This is a genomic window from Bradyrhizobium sp. MI1.11 (assembly GCF_055811255.1).
Genome location: NZ_JBVVPM010000033.1, coordinates 61,279 through 77,964 on the forward strand (window position 1 = coordinate 61,279; position 16,686 = coordinate 77,964).

16 protein-coding genes are annotated in these 16,686 nt (G+C 62.6%); 7 read left to right on the forward strand and 9 right to left on the reverse strand.

What is annotated here, in order from left to right:
- The first annotated feature begins 34 nt into the window (after positions 1-34).
- The 3 genes from AC0L30_RS28220 (at position 35) to AC0L30_RS28230 (ending at position 1,748) form a co-directional block, all read left to right on the forward strand.
- Complete coding sequence (locus AC0L30_RS28220; protein WP_473405710.1) at positions 35-526, forward strand: AMP-binding protein; 492 nt, start codon at positions 35-37, stop codon at positions 524-526.
- Entirely contained in the window at positions 408-806 is a 399-nt protein-coding gene (locus AC0L30_RS28225) for an AMP-binding enzyme (protein ID WP_473405717.1), read from the forward strand. Before AC0L30_RS28220 ends, AC0L30_RS28225 begins: the two co-directional genes overlap by 119 nt.
- A 348-nt stretch (positions 807-1,154) precedes the next feature.
- Positions 1,155-1,748, forward strand: a complete 594-nt coding sequence (locus AC0L30_RS28230) for a hypothetical protein (RefSeq protein WP_473405711.1) — start codon at positions 1,155-1,157, stop codon at positions 1,746-1,748.
- An 827-nt stretch (positions 1,749-2,575) separates the two neighbouring features.
- Here AC0L30_RS28230 and AC0L30_RS28235 read toward each other — a convergent pair.
- The 9 genes from AC0L30_RS28235 to AC0L30_RS28275 form a co-directional block, all read right to left on the reverse strand.
- Complete coding sequence (locus AC0L30_RS28235) at positions 2,576-3,301, reverse strand: caspase family protein (RefSeq protein WP_473405712.1); 726 nt, start codon at positions 3,299-3,301, stop codon at positions 2,576-2,578.
- A 605-nt stretch (positions 3,302-3,906) separates the two neighbouring features.
- Complete coding sequence (locus AC0L30_RS28240; RefSeq protein WP_473254002.1) at positions 3,907-4,521, reverse strand: M24 family metallopeptidase; 615 nt, start codon at positions 4,519-4,521, stop codon at positions 3,907-3,909.
- 19 nt (positions 4,522-4,540) lie between these two features.
- The gene (locus AC0L30_RS28245) at positions 4,541-4,738 is read right to left on the reverse strand and encodes an aminopeptidase P family N-terminal domain-containing protein (protein WP_473254001.1); all 198 of its coding nucleotides are present in this window, start codon (positions 4,736-4,738) and stop codon (positions 4,541-4,543) included.
- The gene (locus AC0L30_RS28250; protein ID WP_473253999.1) at positions 4,729-5,943 is read right to left on the reverse strand and encodes a M20 family metallopeptidase; all 1,215 of its coding nucleotides are present in this window, start codon (positions 5,941-5,943) and stop codon (positions 4,729-4,731) included. The genes AC0L30_RS28245 and AC0L30_RS28250 overlap by 10 nt, the downstream gene beginning before the upstream one ends.
- Positions 5,944-5,959: 16 nt before the next feature.
- Positions 5,960-7,534, reverse strand: coding sequence for a nickel ABC transporter ATP-binding protein NikE (gene nikE, locus AC0L30_RS28255; RefSeq protein WP_473405713.1), 1,575 nt, complete (start codon positions 7,532-7,534; stop codon positions 5,960-5,962).
- On the reverse strand, positions 7,531-8,361 hold the full coding sequence (locus AC0L30_RS28260) for an ABC transporter permease (RefSeq protein WP_473253996.1): 831 nt from the start codon (positions 8,359-8,361) through the stop codon (positions 7,531-7,533). Before AC0L30_RS28260 ends, nikE begins: the two co-directional genes overlap by 4 nt.
- Positions 8,354-9,301 (reverse strand): ABC transporter permease, encoded by a 948-nt coding sequence (locus AC0L30_RS28265; RefSeq protein WP_473253995.1) that lies wholly within the window; start codon positions 9,299-9,301, stop codon positions 8,354-8,356. Before AC0L30_RS28265 ends, AC0L30_RS28260 begins: the two co-directional genes overlap by 8 nt.
- A 15-nt stretch (positions 9,302-9,316) precedes the next feature.
- Positions 9,317-10,864, reverse strand: coding sequence for an ABC transporter substrate-binding protein (locus AC0L30_RS28270; protein ID WP_473405714.1), 1,548 nt, complete (start codon positions 10,862-10,864; stop codon positions 9,317-9,319).
- An 18-nt stretch (positions 10,865-10,882) separates the two neighbouring features.
- Positions 10,883-12,199, reverse strand: coding sequence for a M20 family metallopeptidase (locus AC0L30_RS28275; protein WP_473405718.1), 1,317 nt, complete (start codon positions 12,197-12,199; stop codon positions 10,883-10,885).
- Positions 12,200-12,276: 77 nt separating this feature from the next.
- Here AC0L30_RS28275 and AC0L30_RS28280 point away from each other — a divergent pair, with 77 nt between their 5' ends.
- From AC0L30_RS28280 to AC0L30_RS28295, 4 genes are all read left to right on the forward strand, one after another.
- On the forward strand, positions 12,277-13,038 hold the full coding sequence (locus AC0L30_RS28280; protein ID WP_473253992.1) for a GntR family transcriptional regulator: 762 nt from the start codon (positions 12,277-12,279) through the stop codon (positions 13,036-13,038).
- Between the two features lie 449 nt (positions 13,039-13,487).
- Entirely contained in the window at positions 13,488-14,648 is a 1,161-nt protein-coding gene (locus tag AC0L30_RS28285; RefSeq protein ID WP_473253991.1) for a transporter substrate-binding domain-containing protein, read from the forward strand.
- On the forward strand, positions 14,645-15,310 hold the full coding sequence (locus tag AC0L30_RS28290) for an ANTAR domain-containing response regulator (RefSeq protein ID WP_473405715.1): 666 nt from the start codon (positions 14,645-14,647) through the stop codon (positions 15,308-15,310). The genes AC0L30_RS28285 and AC0L30_RS28290 overlap by 4 nt, the downstream gene beginning before the upstream one ends.
- A gap of 11 nt (positions 15,311-15,321) precedes the next feature.
- Positions 15,322-16,563, forward strand: a complete 1,242-nt coding sequence (locus AC0L30_RS28295) for an urea ABC transporter substrate-binding protein (protein WP_473253989.1) — start codon at positions 15,322-15,324, stop codon at positions 16,561-16,563.
- Positions 16,564-16,686: the final 123 nt, after the last annotated feature.

Below are 16,686 nucleotides of genomic sequence, written 5' to 3' on the forward strand. Positions count from 1 at the left end.
TCGTCCATCCGACCGCATCTACGGCGTGCTGCCGATGTCCCACATCGTCGGCTGTTCCATTCTGCTGATTTCGACGCTGATGCACGGCAGCACCTTGCACGTCATCGCCAAGGCCGATCCGGCTGCGCTCGCTCATGCCATCGCCGAGGAAGGGATTACCAGCCTGTTCGGCTTGCCGGCCACGTATCAGCGCTTGCTCGAATACAAGGCGGTCAAGGGCATCCAGATCGAGGACGAGCTTGGTATTCCGCTCCTGAACAATTATGGCATTACCGAATGTTCACCGGGTCTCTCCGGTGTCCGCTCAGACCTGTTCCAGACGAGTCGGTTGGCCCCTTTCTTCCCGGTATCGAGCACCGGATCGTGGACGGCAAGGCAGGACGGTTGCGATCGGCGAAGTGGGCGAGCTGCACGTTCGCGGCCCCAACGTGATGCTAGGCTACTATCGTGCTCCGGAGCTGACGGCGGCGGCGATCGACAGCCAGGGCCGGTTCAACACAGGGGATCTCGCCCGGGTGAACGGTGAGGGCCATCTCTACATCGCCGGCCGCACCAAAGAACTCATCATTCGCTCCGGGTTCAACGTCTACCCCGCCGAGGTCGAGGCGGTTCTGAATGCGCACGATCAGGTCGTGCAATCGGCCGTGGTGGGACGATCTGTCGATGGCAACGAGGAAGTCGTTGCGTTCGTCCAACTGCTGCGAAGCGGGATCTGCAAAGGCGTTGGGAAGGTCCGCGCCTGTCCAAAGAATGTAGTCGTCGGGTTGGCCCGCCACGCCAATTTCGAGGAAGCGCGCATAGTTTAGGCCATCTATCGTAAATTGCCTGTTTGAGAAATTCTGCTTCAGCTATGTAATGCCGTGGAAGATTGATTTAAGCGCTTCCGCAACTTTTTCCTGTGCCACTGTCGGAAAGTCTTTCTTATCTGTCCGGTTCTGGATACAGCGCCTTGAAGCGTTCCGCCACCGGCGCGGGCAGTCTTTGCAGTCACCTCAGAATCTTGGCATAAGGACGTAATTCGCTCAAGAAAATGAAATTGAGGAACTGATGTCTGCCGGGTCATCCAATCGGGGCTACTTCATTTTAACGCTCGCACCCTTATCGGGAGACGCGGAATACACGGACGCTGGCACCTTCGATGATTCGATGAAGCAATGCGTGAGGCGGAAAAGCTTAGCGGAGCTAATCAAGACAAGGGCGTCTACCTGAGCGAAGCTGCGGTGTTCAAAGTCGGACGTTCCTCAAAGGAGGAGCCGATGATGTTCTGGTGGAACAAACCCTACGCTGACATGCTCGAAGAGGTGCCTCGCGCCAGAGGATACGGCTACCACACGCCTAAGAGGGGCGGCGCGAGATTTATCGAGTACGAACCAGACCCAGCTTTTCAAACATTCGAAGATTTGGAAGAACAGCTAGGCGATGCCGATGAAGCAGAGTCGGACGAGGCCGAGTACGCCACAGGACATTGCGAATCCTGCGGCAAGGTCGTTCCCCTTTACGAGCTGAGCGATTCACCACCAGCGAAGAAGCCGGTCGTTTATGGGGATCAACTCGCACAGGACGGTCTTCCTCGAGACGCACTTCGCCTAGGAGCTCTTCATACACTAGCGGCTCTTCGTCTTCGAGTTCGTTCGGGCGCGGAGAAGGCGACGCGGGAATGGACGAAATCCCAGCCAGCGCCGCGTCTCTTGTTCGGACCACTAGCGAGAAGAGCCGGGTCGCTGAGCCGGGACAGGTCGACCACGTAAAGCCCTGCATCGCCGCGGAATGGCGCTCACCACCGGACGGTTCGGCTGCGCCTTCGCGCGGCACCTGATGCACTCCGCCGAATTAACTTCCAACAGCAACATACGATTCACATATGTGGATGCTGGAACAACGTCGGCGGATTTCAGTCTCCGTTGCATCATTTTCCCGATTGGTCCACCGGCGGGCCATGATCCAAGCTTGTTAGAAGGCTTGGTTGGGGGTTACACGACATGCGTGAATATCCCGGTCCAGCGGCTGACGCCATTGTGCGGCTGCATGAGCGTCTAGAACAGCTTACGTCTCAATTGTCCGAACTGGAGTGTCTTCGGGCCCGCGTGCTCGAAGCGGAGCGGAGCGTACTGATCACTGTCGAAACCGCTCCGTCCCGTTCGCGAGCGCCATCGCGGCATACGCGTTTTCCAGTTTCCCCAGTCCGTTCATCTCTTTGAAGTTGTGGCACGCGAACTTTAGCCTCCCCTTGACTTCGTCCGAGGCTCTGGCAGAGGCCGCTAGCGACGGTGCGGCGTTGGAACGCTTCGCCGATTACCGAATGTTCCCGGCACACGGCCCCAAAGTGGGCAATGCAGTCGTGCCCCAGCTCCCCCAATCCCTCGGAGCCGGGGCAACCCGGTCCACCACCATGTTTAGAGGTTTTGCTATCGCGCTATTTGGGCTGACCATTCTTTCGCAGCTCGATCAGGCGCTCTTCCTATGGTCGAAATACTGACGCTGCGCGCAGGCTTGTGCGGCGGATTAGTCGCAGTTTTGGGTTGTAGGTGAGCCGTGCTGCCATCATTCGCGCGAGGCATGTGAGCTTCCTCAACGGCTACTTCTTCAACAGTATCCCTACCTGAACAGACGAAGCGTCCGGGAATAATGCATTGTATTCGGTGCCAGGCCGCAATACCGGAACCGCTATTTCCCCTTCAACGTGACCAAACATAACTGGGGTTTGCACGTATCCAAATCGCGCAGCATCCGCGCGCACTCGTACGGTAGTGTCATGAACCAGCTTTACAACACTGTTTGCGATATCGCCCTCCTGAAGGAGCGGGATGATTGCTTGGGTAAAAAGCCCATGTTGAGAAATCGGATCCTCAAGCGCCTCTTCGGTCACACCGCACGCAGCGAATAGAACGCGCCCATTACCGGTAATCTCCACAAAGGCTGACCCAGCGTCGCGAGGAATTGGGCTACCTTCGAAAACGCGCGCCGGGGCGCCACCACTAAAGCAACAATCGAGGAAACAAATGACGGCCTTTGCGCGTGAGACCTTGAATCGACGGGCTAGCTCATCCATTGGGAGAGTCGTGGCGGGTAGGTCAGAAAATTGCGTGTCATGAGTGACTAGGCGATGGTCATGGGTACCATGGCCTACGAAACTCAGAATGACCGTGTCTTCAGGTCCTGCTGCATCAAGTGTTGAAGTGAGCAGGTCGCGGATGGCTGCAAGGGTATCCTCGACGTGAAGGTCGACGATGTCGCCGAACGTTCGAGCCTGCACAGCAGCCTTCGGTTTTGGTGATCCACTGCGGTCGATGTTGCGCTCCATATCGAGCGCCCAAGTCCTCGCCGTCCTTGCGCCGGCGGAAAGTCTCTGACACGTAGCGGTTCTTGCGGCGGACCTGGACGCGCCAGTTCCCGGAAGACAATTGCGTGAAGCTGGCCACGGCCGTGTGCACTCCCCAATTCGTGTGCGCTACGTGTGCACTGAGAGGTCAAAACAGGTACAAACGTGTGCAAATTCGGCTAGTTTGGAGTGCACACGTTCATGCTTCATCCTATTGAAAGCACAAGGTAAATCATTGAAATCGCAACACTATCGCTTTTCTGTGGCGCCCATGATGGATTGGACCGAGAGCTCAGGTTTTTCAAGTAGTTGGTGGACCGCGTGTGCACGACGTGTGCACCGGAAGGTCAAGAAAAATCTAGCGACAGCCCACGGGAGCCAAGCTTTCTGAAGCGGGCGGGACGCCCGCTGCCTACTTGATCAACGACGCGGCGTCCTGGGATCGGAGCAACTGACTCTTAATCAGCGGGTCCCAGGTTCGAGCCCTGGTGCGCCCACCATTGTTAAGTCAAGGACTTACAGGCGAGTGACAATTCGTCATTCCGACAGCTGAGTTAGCGGCTGTTGCGACGCTGCAGGCCCGCAACTTAAACCCGAAAAATCTGCCGCGGTGCGCGCGTCAGGCATTCATGTCCGGTCGCCGTCACCAGTACGGTTTCGCTCAGCGCGAGGCCGTCGGCGGATACGTACATGTGGAACACCATGCCTTCCTCCAGCGTCCAGTCCGCGGTAGGCAGGAAGACGCGTGAGAAGTCGCTCGTGCGCGGTGTGTGGGCCGGATCGCAGCCGAGCGAATAACCTGTGATCTTGGGATAGTCCGGCCGCAGGCCATCGGCGAGCATGGCATCTCTCGCCAGTGAGTCGACACTGGCGGCGCTGGCTCCCGGCTTCATCGCTTTGAATTGCCGGTCCTGGATTTTGATCAGGCGCCGGGCGATTTGCGATCGGGAGGGGGCGATCTCTCCGATCACCGCCGAGCGCATCAGGCGGGCGCTGTAGCCGGCGATATAGGGCAGCAGCTCCATATGCAAGATGTCGCCCTTGGCGAGCCGCTCGCTGGTCAGCCCGCCGTGCAAAAAGGCGTTGCCGACACCGGCGGTAATGATACCCGCGCGCGCCGCGTCGGCGCCTTCCTGCATGAACACCTGATAGACGGCCGCCGCCGCGTCGCGGGCCGATCGGCCTTCGCCGGATGCCTTCAAAGCAGCTTCAATGCCGAGGTCACCCGATCCTAGCGGCGCGCCGAAGCACGGCGATCTCTCGTGCGCTCTTCCTGGCGCGGAGCTCGGCCATCACCCCGGAGACGTCGACAAAGCGCGCGTCCGGCAGTTGCGCCGACAGGCGCCTGAAGCGGGAGAGCGGCATGCAGTAGGAGTCTTCGTCGAGTCCGACGCGGCCTTCGAGTGCGCCTAGGCGCAAATCTCCAGGATGGCGAGCATGTAGATGCGGATCATGTCGACGAAGTCGACGATGTCGACCCGCTCGTCGGGCATGGTGTTGTAGCGGCCGCCGGGCCCGCAGACGATGCCTTCCATCCCGCCGAAATAATGCAGATGCCCGGCGTCGGTGCCGTAGAAGCAGCTCGGCGCTACGGCTCCCGTCGGCTGATCCTCTCCGCGCACCGCGCGATAGGCGCGGTTGACGGCCTCCACGATCGGGCTCGTGCGCGCCACCTCGAACGGCGGCATGGTCGGCACGCCAGAGCGGTCCTCCGACATGACCTCGGCCTTGAGGCCGGGAAAACGTGCTTCAAGCGCATCGAGCTCGCGACGCATGTCGGCCATCGCGCCGGCCTCGGTCTGCCCCGGCGCATAGCGGCCCGAGCCCTTGATCCGCACGAAGTCCGCAACCTGCGGGGTACGCCATTCGTGCAGCTCGCGCCCGAGTGCGCCGTGGACGACGCCGACATGGACGCGGTTGATCCGTTCATGCTCAGGCGATAGCGCGCCGGAAAACTTCATCGCATTGAGGCGCGGGATGAGGTCACAGGCCGCCGTGATGGCGTCGACCGCCTCTTCGCGCTTGGACAGATGACGGGTATCGCCGGTCAGCTCGATGATGAACATGAAGGCCGCGGCGTGCATCGTCATCGCCTTCAGGTCGGTCGGCTCGGAGTTGATGAAATAGTCGGCGCGAAGTCCCTGCTCGACCAGCGAGTAGGTGCCGACGCCGCCTTGCAGCTCGCCCACCACGTAGGTGAGGATGACGTCACCCCTGAGTTTGACGCCGGCGTCGATCAGCGTCTTGACCGCGCAGAAGTAGGCAGCGTCGCCGGCCTTCATGTTGGAAACGCCGATGCCGTAGATGAAGGCGTCGTCGACCTTGCCTGCCCAGGGATCGACGGTCCAGCCCTCGGTCACCGGGTTGGTGTCGAGATGGCCGTTGAACATCAGGCTCTTGCCGCCGCCCGCACCCTTCCATCGGCCGACGGCATTGACGCGCCCCTCGCTGCCGAAGGCGGCGAGCTCGGTCTCGAGGCCGATCTCGCGCATGCGGCCAGCCATGAAAGCTGCGAGTTGCTTCTCGCCGTCCGATTTGGAGTAGCTCTTGTGCTGCACCATGCGTGACAGGAGGTCGACGGCGGCGGGCACATCGATCCGGGCGAGAAGAGTGTCGTGATCCATGGGGAAATCCTTGTCGTCACCCGACCGGTATGGGCGAGGCGGCCATCAGTTCGCGGGTATAGGGATGAACGTGGTCTGCGTCGAAATCCTCGACCGGCAACAGGTCGACCATCTCGCCCCGGCGCATAACGGCGATGCGGTGGGCGATTTGACGGACGAGGTTGAGATCGTGGGTGATGAAGAGAAAAGCGGTTCCGGTCGCGGCGCGCAACGCCAGCAGCAATTCGATGATCTGTGCTTGTACGGAGACATCCAGCGGCGCGGTGATTTCGTCGCAGATCACGAGCTTCGGCCGTGCGGCAAAGGCCCGTGCGATGGCGACGCGTTGCTTCTCGCCGCCCGAAAGCTGATGCGGCCAGCGGTTGGCGTAGGATTGGGGCAGGCGCACCTGGTCGAGCAGGTGGGGAATATCCGCAAGATGGCCGCCGTAGAGCTTGAGAGGACGCGACAGGATCTCATCGATCCTGTGACGCGGATTGAGCGAGGCATCGGGGTGTTGGAAGATGATCTGCACGTCGCGGCGGTAAACGGCGTCCATGTCGCGTATACCGTGGATCTCGTGCTCGTCGAAGGTGATCTTGCCTGAGAAGTGCGCAAGCCCGGTTAGGGCCCGCGCCATCGAAGACTTGCCAGAGCCGGACTCGCCGACGAGACCGAGGATCTCGCCGCCACGAACCTCAAGCCCGATCTTTTTTGTGGCCGGGGGCGGTGCGTCGCGGAACAGCCCGCCGCTGCCATATCGGACCTCGATCTCGGAGGCCGCGAGAAGGACTTGGTCGCGCGGGTTGTCATGGACAAGACGACGTTCCGGTCTAGGCACGGCGTCCACAAGTGCGCGCGTGTTGGCATGGCGCGGCGCGCGGAAGATGTCGGCCGCCGGCGCCTGCTCGACCAGGCGGCCGCGCTCCAGGACTGCGACCCGGTCGGCGACGCGCGTCACGAGTGCCAGATCGTGGGAAATATAGAGCGCGGCAACGCCCGTCTCCCGGCGTAGTCGCGCGAACAGTTCGAGGATGCGCGCGCCTGTGATGACGTCGAGTGCCGTGGTCGGCTCGTCGAACAGGATGACGTCGGGCCGGCAGCCGAAGGCAGTGGCAATAATCACGCGCTGTTTTTCCCCGCCGGAGATCTCGTGAGGGTAGCGCCGCATGATCGCGGCAGGATTGTTGAGATCGACGTGGCCAAGCAGATCGATGGCGAGCGCGTCAGCGTCGCGCGGTTTGAGGCCGCGGTGCTGGATCAAGGCTTCCGTGATTTGACGACCGATGGTGAGCGTCGGGTTGAGTGAGGTCGAGGGATCCTGAAACACCATGCCGAGCCGGCGTCCGCGCATGCTGGTGAGCTCGCGTGGGCTCAATCGTTGCAGGTCGATGTCGCCGAGGCGCAACGAGCCGGCAACTTCGCGGGCATTGCCCGGCAAATGGCGCATCAGCGCCCAGGCGAGCGAGCTCTTTCCGGAGCCGGATTCTCCGACAAGGCCCAGCACTTCGCCTGGTCCGATCTGCAGCGAAATGTCATGCAGCACACGTACCGGTCCAGCGGACGTGTTGTAGTCGAGCGTATAATTCTGGATCGAAAGTACGGAGGTCACCGCTCGTCCTTCGGATTGAGGGCGTCGCGAAGACCATCGCCGACCAGGTTGAAGGCAATGGCGGTGAGTGCGATCGCGGCCGAGGGCGCGATCAACCCCCACGGCGCCTGATGCATGTACTGGCGTGCGTCCGCCACCATGAGCCCCCATTCGGATGCGGGCGGTTGGGCGCCGACGCCGAGAAAGCTCAGCGTTGCGAACAGCATGACGGCGAAGGACACGCGGATGGTGGATTCGATCACGATCGGCGCCATGACGTTCGGCAACATCTCGCGGAAGATGATCCAGGGCGCTCCCTCGCCACGCGCGATGGCGGCCTTGACATAGTCCTGATTGCGTACGTTGAGCGCGGCCGAGCGGGTCACCCGCGCCATGCCCGGCGCAAAGGCCACCGCGATGGCAATGACGGCATTGCTGGCGCCGTTGCCGAGCGTTGAGACCAGCAACAGGGCCATCAGCAGGCCCGGGATCGCCATCACGGCGTCGATCGTGCGCATGATGGCTTCGTCGGTCCGTCCGCCGAGATAGGCCGAGCCAACGCCGATGGTCGCCCCGGCGGCGCTGCCGACAAAGGTGGCGATGAAAGCGAGCGGCACGGTCGAACGCGCGCCGACCATCAGGCGGCTCAGGATGTCGCGGCCGAATTGATCGGCGCCGAGCCAGTTCTGCCAGCCGGGTGCGCGAAACCGGCCGAGAAAATCGATCTTCTCCGGCGCATAGGGCGCCAATGCGGGCCCGAACAGGCAGACGGCCGCGATCAGCGCCAGCAGCACGATTCCGATAAAACCCTGTGGTTTTCGCATCAGGCGGATGAACAGCTCAGTCATAGCGGATCCGCGGGTCGAGAAACGCATAGGCCATGTCGGCCACGGTGTTAGTGACGGCATAGGTCGCGGCCATGATCAACGCACCCGCCTGGATCGAGGGCAGGTCGCGCGTGGTGATGGCGACCATCAGCGCGCGCCCGATGCCGGGAATGGCAAAGATCTCCTCGATCACGATGATGCCGCCGAGCAAATAGCCGACGTCGAGCGCGATGATGGTGACGACCGGCAACAGCGCGTTGCGCAGGGCGTGACGAAACAGCACCGTGCGTTCCGGCAGGCCCTTCAGGCGCGCGGCGCGGATATAGTCCGATTTCAGCACGTCGAGCGTCTCGGAGCGCATCATGCGCATGACATGCGCGACGAGGATCATCGAGACAGTGAGCACCGGCAACGCCAGATGACGGATGCCGCCGCCGAAATCCTCGAGTGGGGAGACGTAGCCGGTGGCCGGCAGCCAATGCCACGTATCGGCCAGCAGCAGGGCAAGCAGCGTCGCGGTGACGAATTCGGGAAGCGAGACCCCGAGATAGGCAATGAGGCTGACGGCCGTGTCGGTGAGCCTGCCTTGCCGCAGCGCCGCGACCACGCCGAGCGGCACGGCAATGGCCAGCGTGGCCAGGATGGCTGATACGGCAAGCAGCAGCGAGCGCGACAGCGCCGCCAGCATTTCCGGGCCGACCGGCAGGCTCGTGCGCATCGAGACGCCGAAATCGCCGGAGAAGACGTGGCGGGCCCAGCGCCCATATTGCAGCCAGGCCGGATCGCCGAGCCCGAGCTTCGCCCGGAGCGCGGCCAGCACTTCGGGCGTCGCATTTTCCCCGAGCAGCGACTGGGCCGCATCCGCCGGCAAAACCTGCGTGATGGCGAACACCAGCATCGAGACCACGATGACGGTGTAGACCATCAGCATTAAACGGCGCGCAAACCAGGCCAGCGACACCGAGCGTCTCCGGCGTCAGGCGCGCTTCGGCGCGCCGGCGCCGAGCGAGACCATGTCGAGGCGGAACACCGAGCCGCGTGGATGGAGAGCGTATCCTTCGACGTAGGACCGTTGTGCCGCTAGCAGGTCGAAGAACGCCGAAATCACCGAGGGGACCTCGGCGTTCATCATGTCCTGTGCCTTCGCATAGAGCGCGGTGCGCTTCGCTTCATCGGTCTCGACGCGGGCTGTATTGATGACGGCGTCGAAGTCCGCGTTGTTCCAGTGGGTCTCGTTCCAGGCCGCGTCGGATGTGTAGAGCAGCTTGAAGACGGCGTCGGCGGTCGGCTGCATGTTGTAGAAGCCGACGTAGAAATTACCTTTCTTCCAGACCTGGTCGAGATAGGTGGCATGCGGCATGGTCTGCACGTTGATGCGGAAGCCCGCCGCGGCCGCCATCTCGCGGATCGCGACGCCAAGCTGCGTGCGGGTTGGCGGCCTGTCGGACGCGACCAGCGTCAAATCGATGCCGTTGGGATAGCCCGCGTCGGACAGTAGCTTCTTCGCCTTGGCGATGTCGGGCTTCTTCAGCGGAATGTTCTTGTAGAAGTGGTAGGCGGAGCTCAACGGCGTGTCGTTGCCTGGCGTGCCATAGCCGCCCGCGACGAAGCCCACGGTTGCCTCGCGATCCACCACTAAGGCCAAGGCCTGGCGGACGCGCACGTCGTTGAACGGCTTCTGGTCGCATCCGAGGTTGATGTTCAGGAACTGGCCGGATGGGGTGCGCAGCGCCTTGACGCCATTGGCCTTGGCGAGGCGCTCATATTCGCCCGGCGCGGTCGTGAGCAACAGATCGATCTCACCGGAGATCATTGCAGACGCTTCGGCGGTGCGGTCCGGATAGACCAGCAGCTCGATCCGGTCGAGGTAGGGCCGCGCCGGATCATAATAAGCGGGGTTACGTTCGACGACGATCCGGCGATCGGGCTCGTAGGATGCCAGCTTGAATGGGCCGGTGCCGTTGGCGGTGGTCGAGAGGCTCGCGAGGTCGCCGGCGACGACCTTGGCCGGAACGATGCGTGCGTTGAGATAGGTGAGTGCGACCGGCAGGTCGGCATAGGCGCCTGTGAGCGTGAACTTGACGGTCAGCGGATCGACCGCGGCGACGTCCTTGATCGGACCGACATTGGTGCGGCCGGGCGAAGCCGTCTTCGGATCGAGGACGGCATTGATGGTGGCGACGACATCGTCGGCGGTCAGCGGCGAACCGTCATGAAACGTCACGCCCGGGCGCAGCTTGAAGGTCCACTCGGTCAACGTCGCGTTGGGCTCCCAGGACATCGCGAGATCCGGCTCGACGGTCATGTCCGGCTTCAGCCGGGTGAGGTTGGAGTAGAGCAGTTCGGTGACGAGATATTCCGGGTTCACGCGCGCCAGCATCGGATGGATGACCGATGCGGCCTGGTCGACTGACATCCGGAGCACGCCGCCGCGCTTCGGGGCTTCGGCGAAGCCGATTCTGGGTAGACCGGCGAGGCTGATCGCGGTTCCTGCAAGAAAAAGACGGCGCGTGAGGGACAGCATAGATGCGTGCTCCTTGAGCTAGCGGGCGGCGAGTGTTTCGGGACACAGATCGGAACGGAATTCGGCGGACAGATAGGCAAGGACCGATTTCGCCAGCGCGACGATGTCGGCGCGCGTGGTAAATTCGCCGGGCGCGTGAACGCGGCTTTCCGGCCGGCCGAGGCCGGTCAGCAGGATCTCCTGCATTCCGGTCCGTTGTACCCAGCCGAAATCAGAACAGCCCGTCGCACCCCATTTGGCGAAATCGTCCGGTGCGTATCCGAACCCGGCCGACAGCGCCTCCTGCCAGCGCGGCCAGTGCGGGCCTGTCGGATCGGATGTCGGCATGAGGTGGCCGGTGAGAACCACGTCGACGTCGGCCCCGGGGGCCGCCGCAAAGATGGCGTTCTCGATTGTGGCTCGCGCGGCCTGAAAGTCTTCTTCCGGCGCATAACGCCGACAGACGAGAACTTCAAAGAGCGATGGAGTCTGGCCGCCGCATTGGCCGCCATGGGCCGCGGAAATATCAAGCTGGGCTGCGAGCGGATGCGTCGCATGCGGCGGCGCAGGCAGGGCGGACGTCCGCGCGGCGATGTCTGGTTTCAATGCTGCGAGTGCATTGAGTATCGGTAGTGCGGCCTCGATCGCGTTGGCATTCAGGCCGGCGGTTCTGGCTTCGCTTGCGTGAACCGTCCTGCCGCGCACGCGCACCAGTAGCGTGAAGAGACCAAAGCAGCCGGCCCAGATGCGCGGCGCTGCGGCACCGTTGAAGTTCAGAATGTGGCCTTCGAGCAGACCCCGCTCCGCCAGATAACGCACGCCGGGATAGAGTCCGGCTTCTTCGTCGGTGCAAAGGAGCAGCATCGGGTCGTGGCCGAGTGGAAGACCGATCGCGTCGGCGGCGCGCAGCGCGAGCAGCACCGCCGCGATGGTGCCTTTCATGTCGGCGGCGCCGAGGCCGATCAGGCGATCGTCGTCGCGCGTCAACTGGAACGGATTGGTGGTCCAACCGGGCGCTACCGGTACGGTGTCGACATGAAAATACAGCCCGAGCACCGGTTTGTCCGAGCGGCGGCGCGCGATGAGATTGGTTCTGCGCCCTTGCGCTGGGCCGCCCGCCACCCGCCACAAATGTTCGGGGACATCGACGCGTTGGCAGTCGAGGTCGAGCGTTGCAACCGTGCTCTCCATCAATCCGGCAAACGCTTCGTATCCTGCGCCAGGCGGGAAAGTCGTGTCGATCGCCACCATCCGCGCAAGATCGTCGACCGCACGTCCTACCGTGCGCTCGATCTCGGCGAAACCGTCTGCCAGCGTCGGGCTGGCCTGTTCTGGGTCTGGCGGTGCAGAAACCATTTGCTGCGGCTCATTTCTATATTCTATAAAGAAATAGGCAAAGCCGATTGCTGTCAATTCTGAAGAATGAGGCAGGCGTGACCGGTAAACAGGCAAAAGCAGCAGCGAGCGGCTCATCTAGCCTTCCGGTTCCTTTGTATGAGCACGTCAAGCGGCAGATCGCCGAGGCGATCCTGGTGGGCGAACTGTCTCCGGGCACGGTGCTTCCCGGTGAAGTTGCGCTTGCTGCGCGATACGGAGTTGCGGTCGGCACCATCCGCCGAGCGCTCGCGGACCTGACGGCCGACGGCATGCTGGTGCGCCGGCGCAAGACCGGGACGGTCGTGACCGGCCGCGCGCCGCAACACAGTCTGCGCTTTTTCTTCCAGTATTTCCGCCTTCATGGCGAAGACGGCGGCCTCCAGCGTTCCGTGCCCGAAGTCTTGTCCGTGACGCTGCGGCCGGCAGATGCGGAGGAGGCGGTGCTCTTCACGGAAGCCGTTGGTGAGCCGCTGCTCTGTCTTCATCGCATCCGACGTGTTGGACGCGTGCCGGTGATGCATTCGCGAATACGGCTCATTGCGCGCCGCGTGCCTGATTTCCCGCACAAGGCGGAGAAGGTGCCTGCGCTGCTCTACCTCCACCTGCTCGACGCCTACGGCATTCGCATTGCAGCGATACGCGAGAAGCTTCTGGCAGAGCTCGCCGACAAGGAGGATCGGCGTCTACTTGCGCTAGCTTCGCCGAACGCTGTTCTGGTGATCCGCGAGGAGGCGTACGATCAAGCCGGTACGCTTGCACTCCTGAGTGAGCACCGCGCCACGACTGCGCATCATCACTACGTAAACGAGATCCGCTAGCCTGTTTCGAGCCGGTGCCAAGCGCCCCTTATCCTTCCTACTGACCGACGATTGCGTCGATTTCCTCTCAGGAAGCGCGGGAATGTTCGAGGGCCCCGGACGCCATAGACCGCCTTGCGTGCACAGACCGATGCTCGTCTGCAGGCGATGGTTGGGCGGCGCGGCAATTAGGTTTGCACGCCGCCAGTCGGCCCATACGGCGGCCATGAGCAGCCCTGCACAGTTTTGCTACACGTCGACACGAAGTGCGGCAATTTTCGCTGCAACAACGCGCTTGACATAGTATCCGATCTCAACGACCGTATTAGGCGAGCGTAGGGCAAAATGGCCCGTCAACGCGGTAAGTTCAACCATTTCCAACACCACGCGTTCGTCGCGTGTTCGGTTGGCGGCGAGGGCGCCCTCGGCTTCACAGCCGGTGGGCGTTTTTTTTGTTTTTGGATCGAGTGATGACGCGAAAACAATATCGGATCGGCGTGATGTTCTCGACGACGGGCTCCTACAGCGTCGTCGCACGTTCGATCCTCAACGGCGCATTGCTCGCGTTAAGGGAAGTCAATGCGAGCCGGGACGACATCGCGCTTGAGCCGGTGGTGGTCAACCCGTCCGGCGACCTCGCGCGCTATCGTTCGCTCAGCCTCGATCTCCTCGGTTCCGGCGTCCGGCACGTGGTCGGCTGCTACACCTCGTCGAGCCGCAAGGAGGTGATACCCTGCTTCGAGAAGTTCGACGGCCTGTTGTGGTATCCGTCGCACTATGAGGGCTTCGAAAGCTCCGACAACGTCATCTACACCGGCGCCGCGCCGAACCAGCACGTGCTTCCGCTGGTCGACTATCTAGCGTCCCGGGTCGGCTCACGCGCCTTCTGCGTCGGCTCCAACTACATCTGGGCCTGGGAGAACAACCGCATCTTCCGCGAGGCGCTGACCGCCCGAGGCGGCACCGTGCTCGCCGAGCGCTATCTCCCGGTCGGCGATACCGAAGTCGACCAGGTGATCGCGGCGATCGTCGACCAGCGCCCCGACTTCGTGTTCAACAATTTGATCGGCACCAGTGCCTATGCCTTCTTCCGCGCATTCCGGGCCGCCTGCCGGGCGCACGGCATCGACCAGGCCGCGGAAATTCCGGTCGCGAGCTGCACGCTGTCGGAACCGGAATTGCCGGAGATCGGCCCGGACGCGGTCGACGGACATTTGTCCTCGAGCGTCTACTTCTCGTCCCTGAATTCGCCGGAGAATGCGGCCTTTATCGCGGCCTATGCGCAATCCTTCCCGGACGGACCGGTCTCTTCGGCAGATGCTGAATCGTCCTACATCGCCGTCAAACTGCTCGCGGCGGCATTGGCGCAGGCCGGCACCGACGACGCCCGCACGGTGCGTTCCGCCGTGGCTGATCAGCGGCTGCGCGCTCCGCAAGGCGAGGTCCGCATCGACCGGCAGACCTTTCATGCCTGGCTCACGCCGCGCATCGGCCGCTCGTCCGCGAACGGACAGTTCGAGGTGCTGTTGGAGTCCCGCGAGCCGATCGCGCCCGACCCCTATCTCGTTCAGTCGTCGCCGCGCTTTGCGAGCGCAATGCGCTCTCCGCTGTTGAAGGTGGTGCAATCATGAGCTCACGATTGCTGCAGAATTTCAAAGGTGGCCGGGCCATTGTCGTCACCCGACGAGGCGGGTGGGAGAGCACGCTCGAAACTACACTGGCCAAGCTCGGTGTCTCGACCGAATATCCGGAGATCGTCGAGGGCCGCGCGCAGATCGAAATCGCCGGTCTCCAGCCTGATCGCGACATCCTGTTCGTCGACGGCGATCTCGAAGGTGCGGTTGCGATCGAGGTCAATCCGGCCTCGCGGCTGCCGCCGGTACCAGTGATCGGCCTCGTCGGCGTCGAGGCGCCGAGCCGGCTCAAGGCGCTCGTCAACCTCGGGGCGACCTCGTTCCTGCGCAAGCCGGTGCATGGCGGCGCCGTCTACACGTCACTGTTCATGGGCATCAACCAGTTCCTGCTGCGTGCAGAAATGTACGAGCGCTTGCAGGGCCTCGAAGAGCGCCGCCGCGGGCGCCGCGCGGTGATCCGGGCCGTCATCCTGCTGATGCAGCAAGACGGCCTCGACGAGGAGGGTGCCTATTCCCAGCTCCGCCGCGACAGCATGCGCGCGCGGCAGAACATGGAACTCTATTGCGAGGAGTTTCTGAGCAAGCGGGCGAAGCCGCCCGATACGTCCGGCCGCACAACCGGCATCTCGCTGCAAGGCGGCAACAAGCAGGCCATCTAGGAGAAGCAAATATGACCAAGTCTGTATTGCGGGGGCTGCGCGCCGCAGCCCTCACGGGGACGCTTGTCTTCGGCTCACATCAGGCGCTCGCGGCGGAAAACCCGATCAAGCTCGGCGTGCTGGAAGATCAGTCGGGCGATTTCGCCGCCGCTACCATCGGCAAGGTCCACGCCATCCAGCTCGCCGCCGACGAGATCAACAAATCCGGCGGCATCATGGGGCGGCCGCTGGAGCTCGTTCCTTATGACACGCAATCCGACAACACACGCTACCAGGAGTTCATGCGGCGCGTGCTCCAGCGCGACAAGGTCGACGTGGTGTTCGCGGGCTTCTCCTCGGCATCACGCGAGGCTTATCGTCCGATCGTCGACCAATTCAACGGTTTCGCCTTCTACAACAACCAATACGAAGGCGGCGTCTGCGACGGCCACATGATCGTGACAGGCGCGGTGCCGGAGCAGCAGTTCTCGACGCTTATTCCCTACATGATGGAGAAGTACGGCAAGAACGTCTACACGCTCGCCGCTGACTACAATTTCGGTCAGATATCGGCCGAATGGGTGCGCAAGATCGTCAAGGAGAACGGCGGCAAGATGGCCGGCGAGGAGTTCATCCCGCTCGGCGTGTCGCAGTTCTCGCAGAGCGTCCAGAACATCCAGAAGGCCAAGCCGGACTTCGTGGTCACGTTGCTGGTCGGCACCGCGCAGGCCTCCTACTACGAGCAGGCCGCCTCCGCCAACGTCAATCTGCCGATGGCGTCCTCCGTCAACGTCGGCCAAGGTTACGAGCACAAGCGCTTCAAGCCGCCGAGCCTGAAGGACATGTACGTCACCACCAACTACATCGAGGAAATCGATTCGCCCAAGAGCAAGGAATTCTACGCCAAGTTCAAGGCGAAATTCCCCAGCGAGCCCTACGTGAACCAGGAGGCCGAGAACTCCTATCTCGCCGTCTATCTCTACAAGCAGATGGTGGAGCGGGCGAAGTCGACCAAGCGCGAGGACATCCGCAAGGTGATCGCGATGGGCGATGTCTGCATGGATGCGCCGGAAGGCAAGGTTTGCATCGACCCGGAGAGCCAGCACATGTCGCATACGATCTATCTGGCGAAGGTCGACGCCAATCACGCGATCTCCTTCCCCAAGGTCTGGGAGGACATCAAGCCCTATTGGCTCGGTGATGCCGGCTGCGATCTCACCAAGAAAGATCCGATGGCCCAGTACACGCCGTCGAATCCGCCGCCGAAGCCCTGACGGGATCGGTGGCCCCCCCGGGGGGGGGGGGCCGGGGGGGGCCCCCCCCGGCCGCAACGACAAGGTCTTGGCCGACCTGGTCCGCCGCTTCGGCGATCGCGTAAGGCCGGTCAGTCTCTCCGG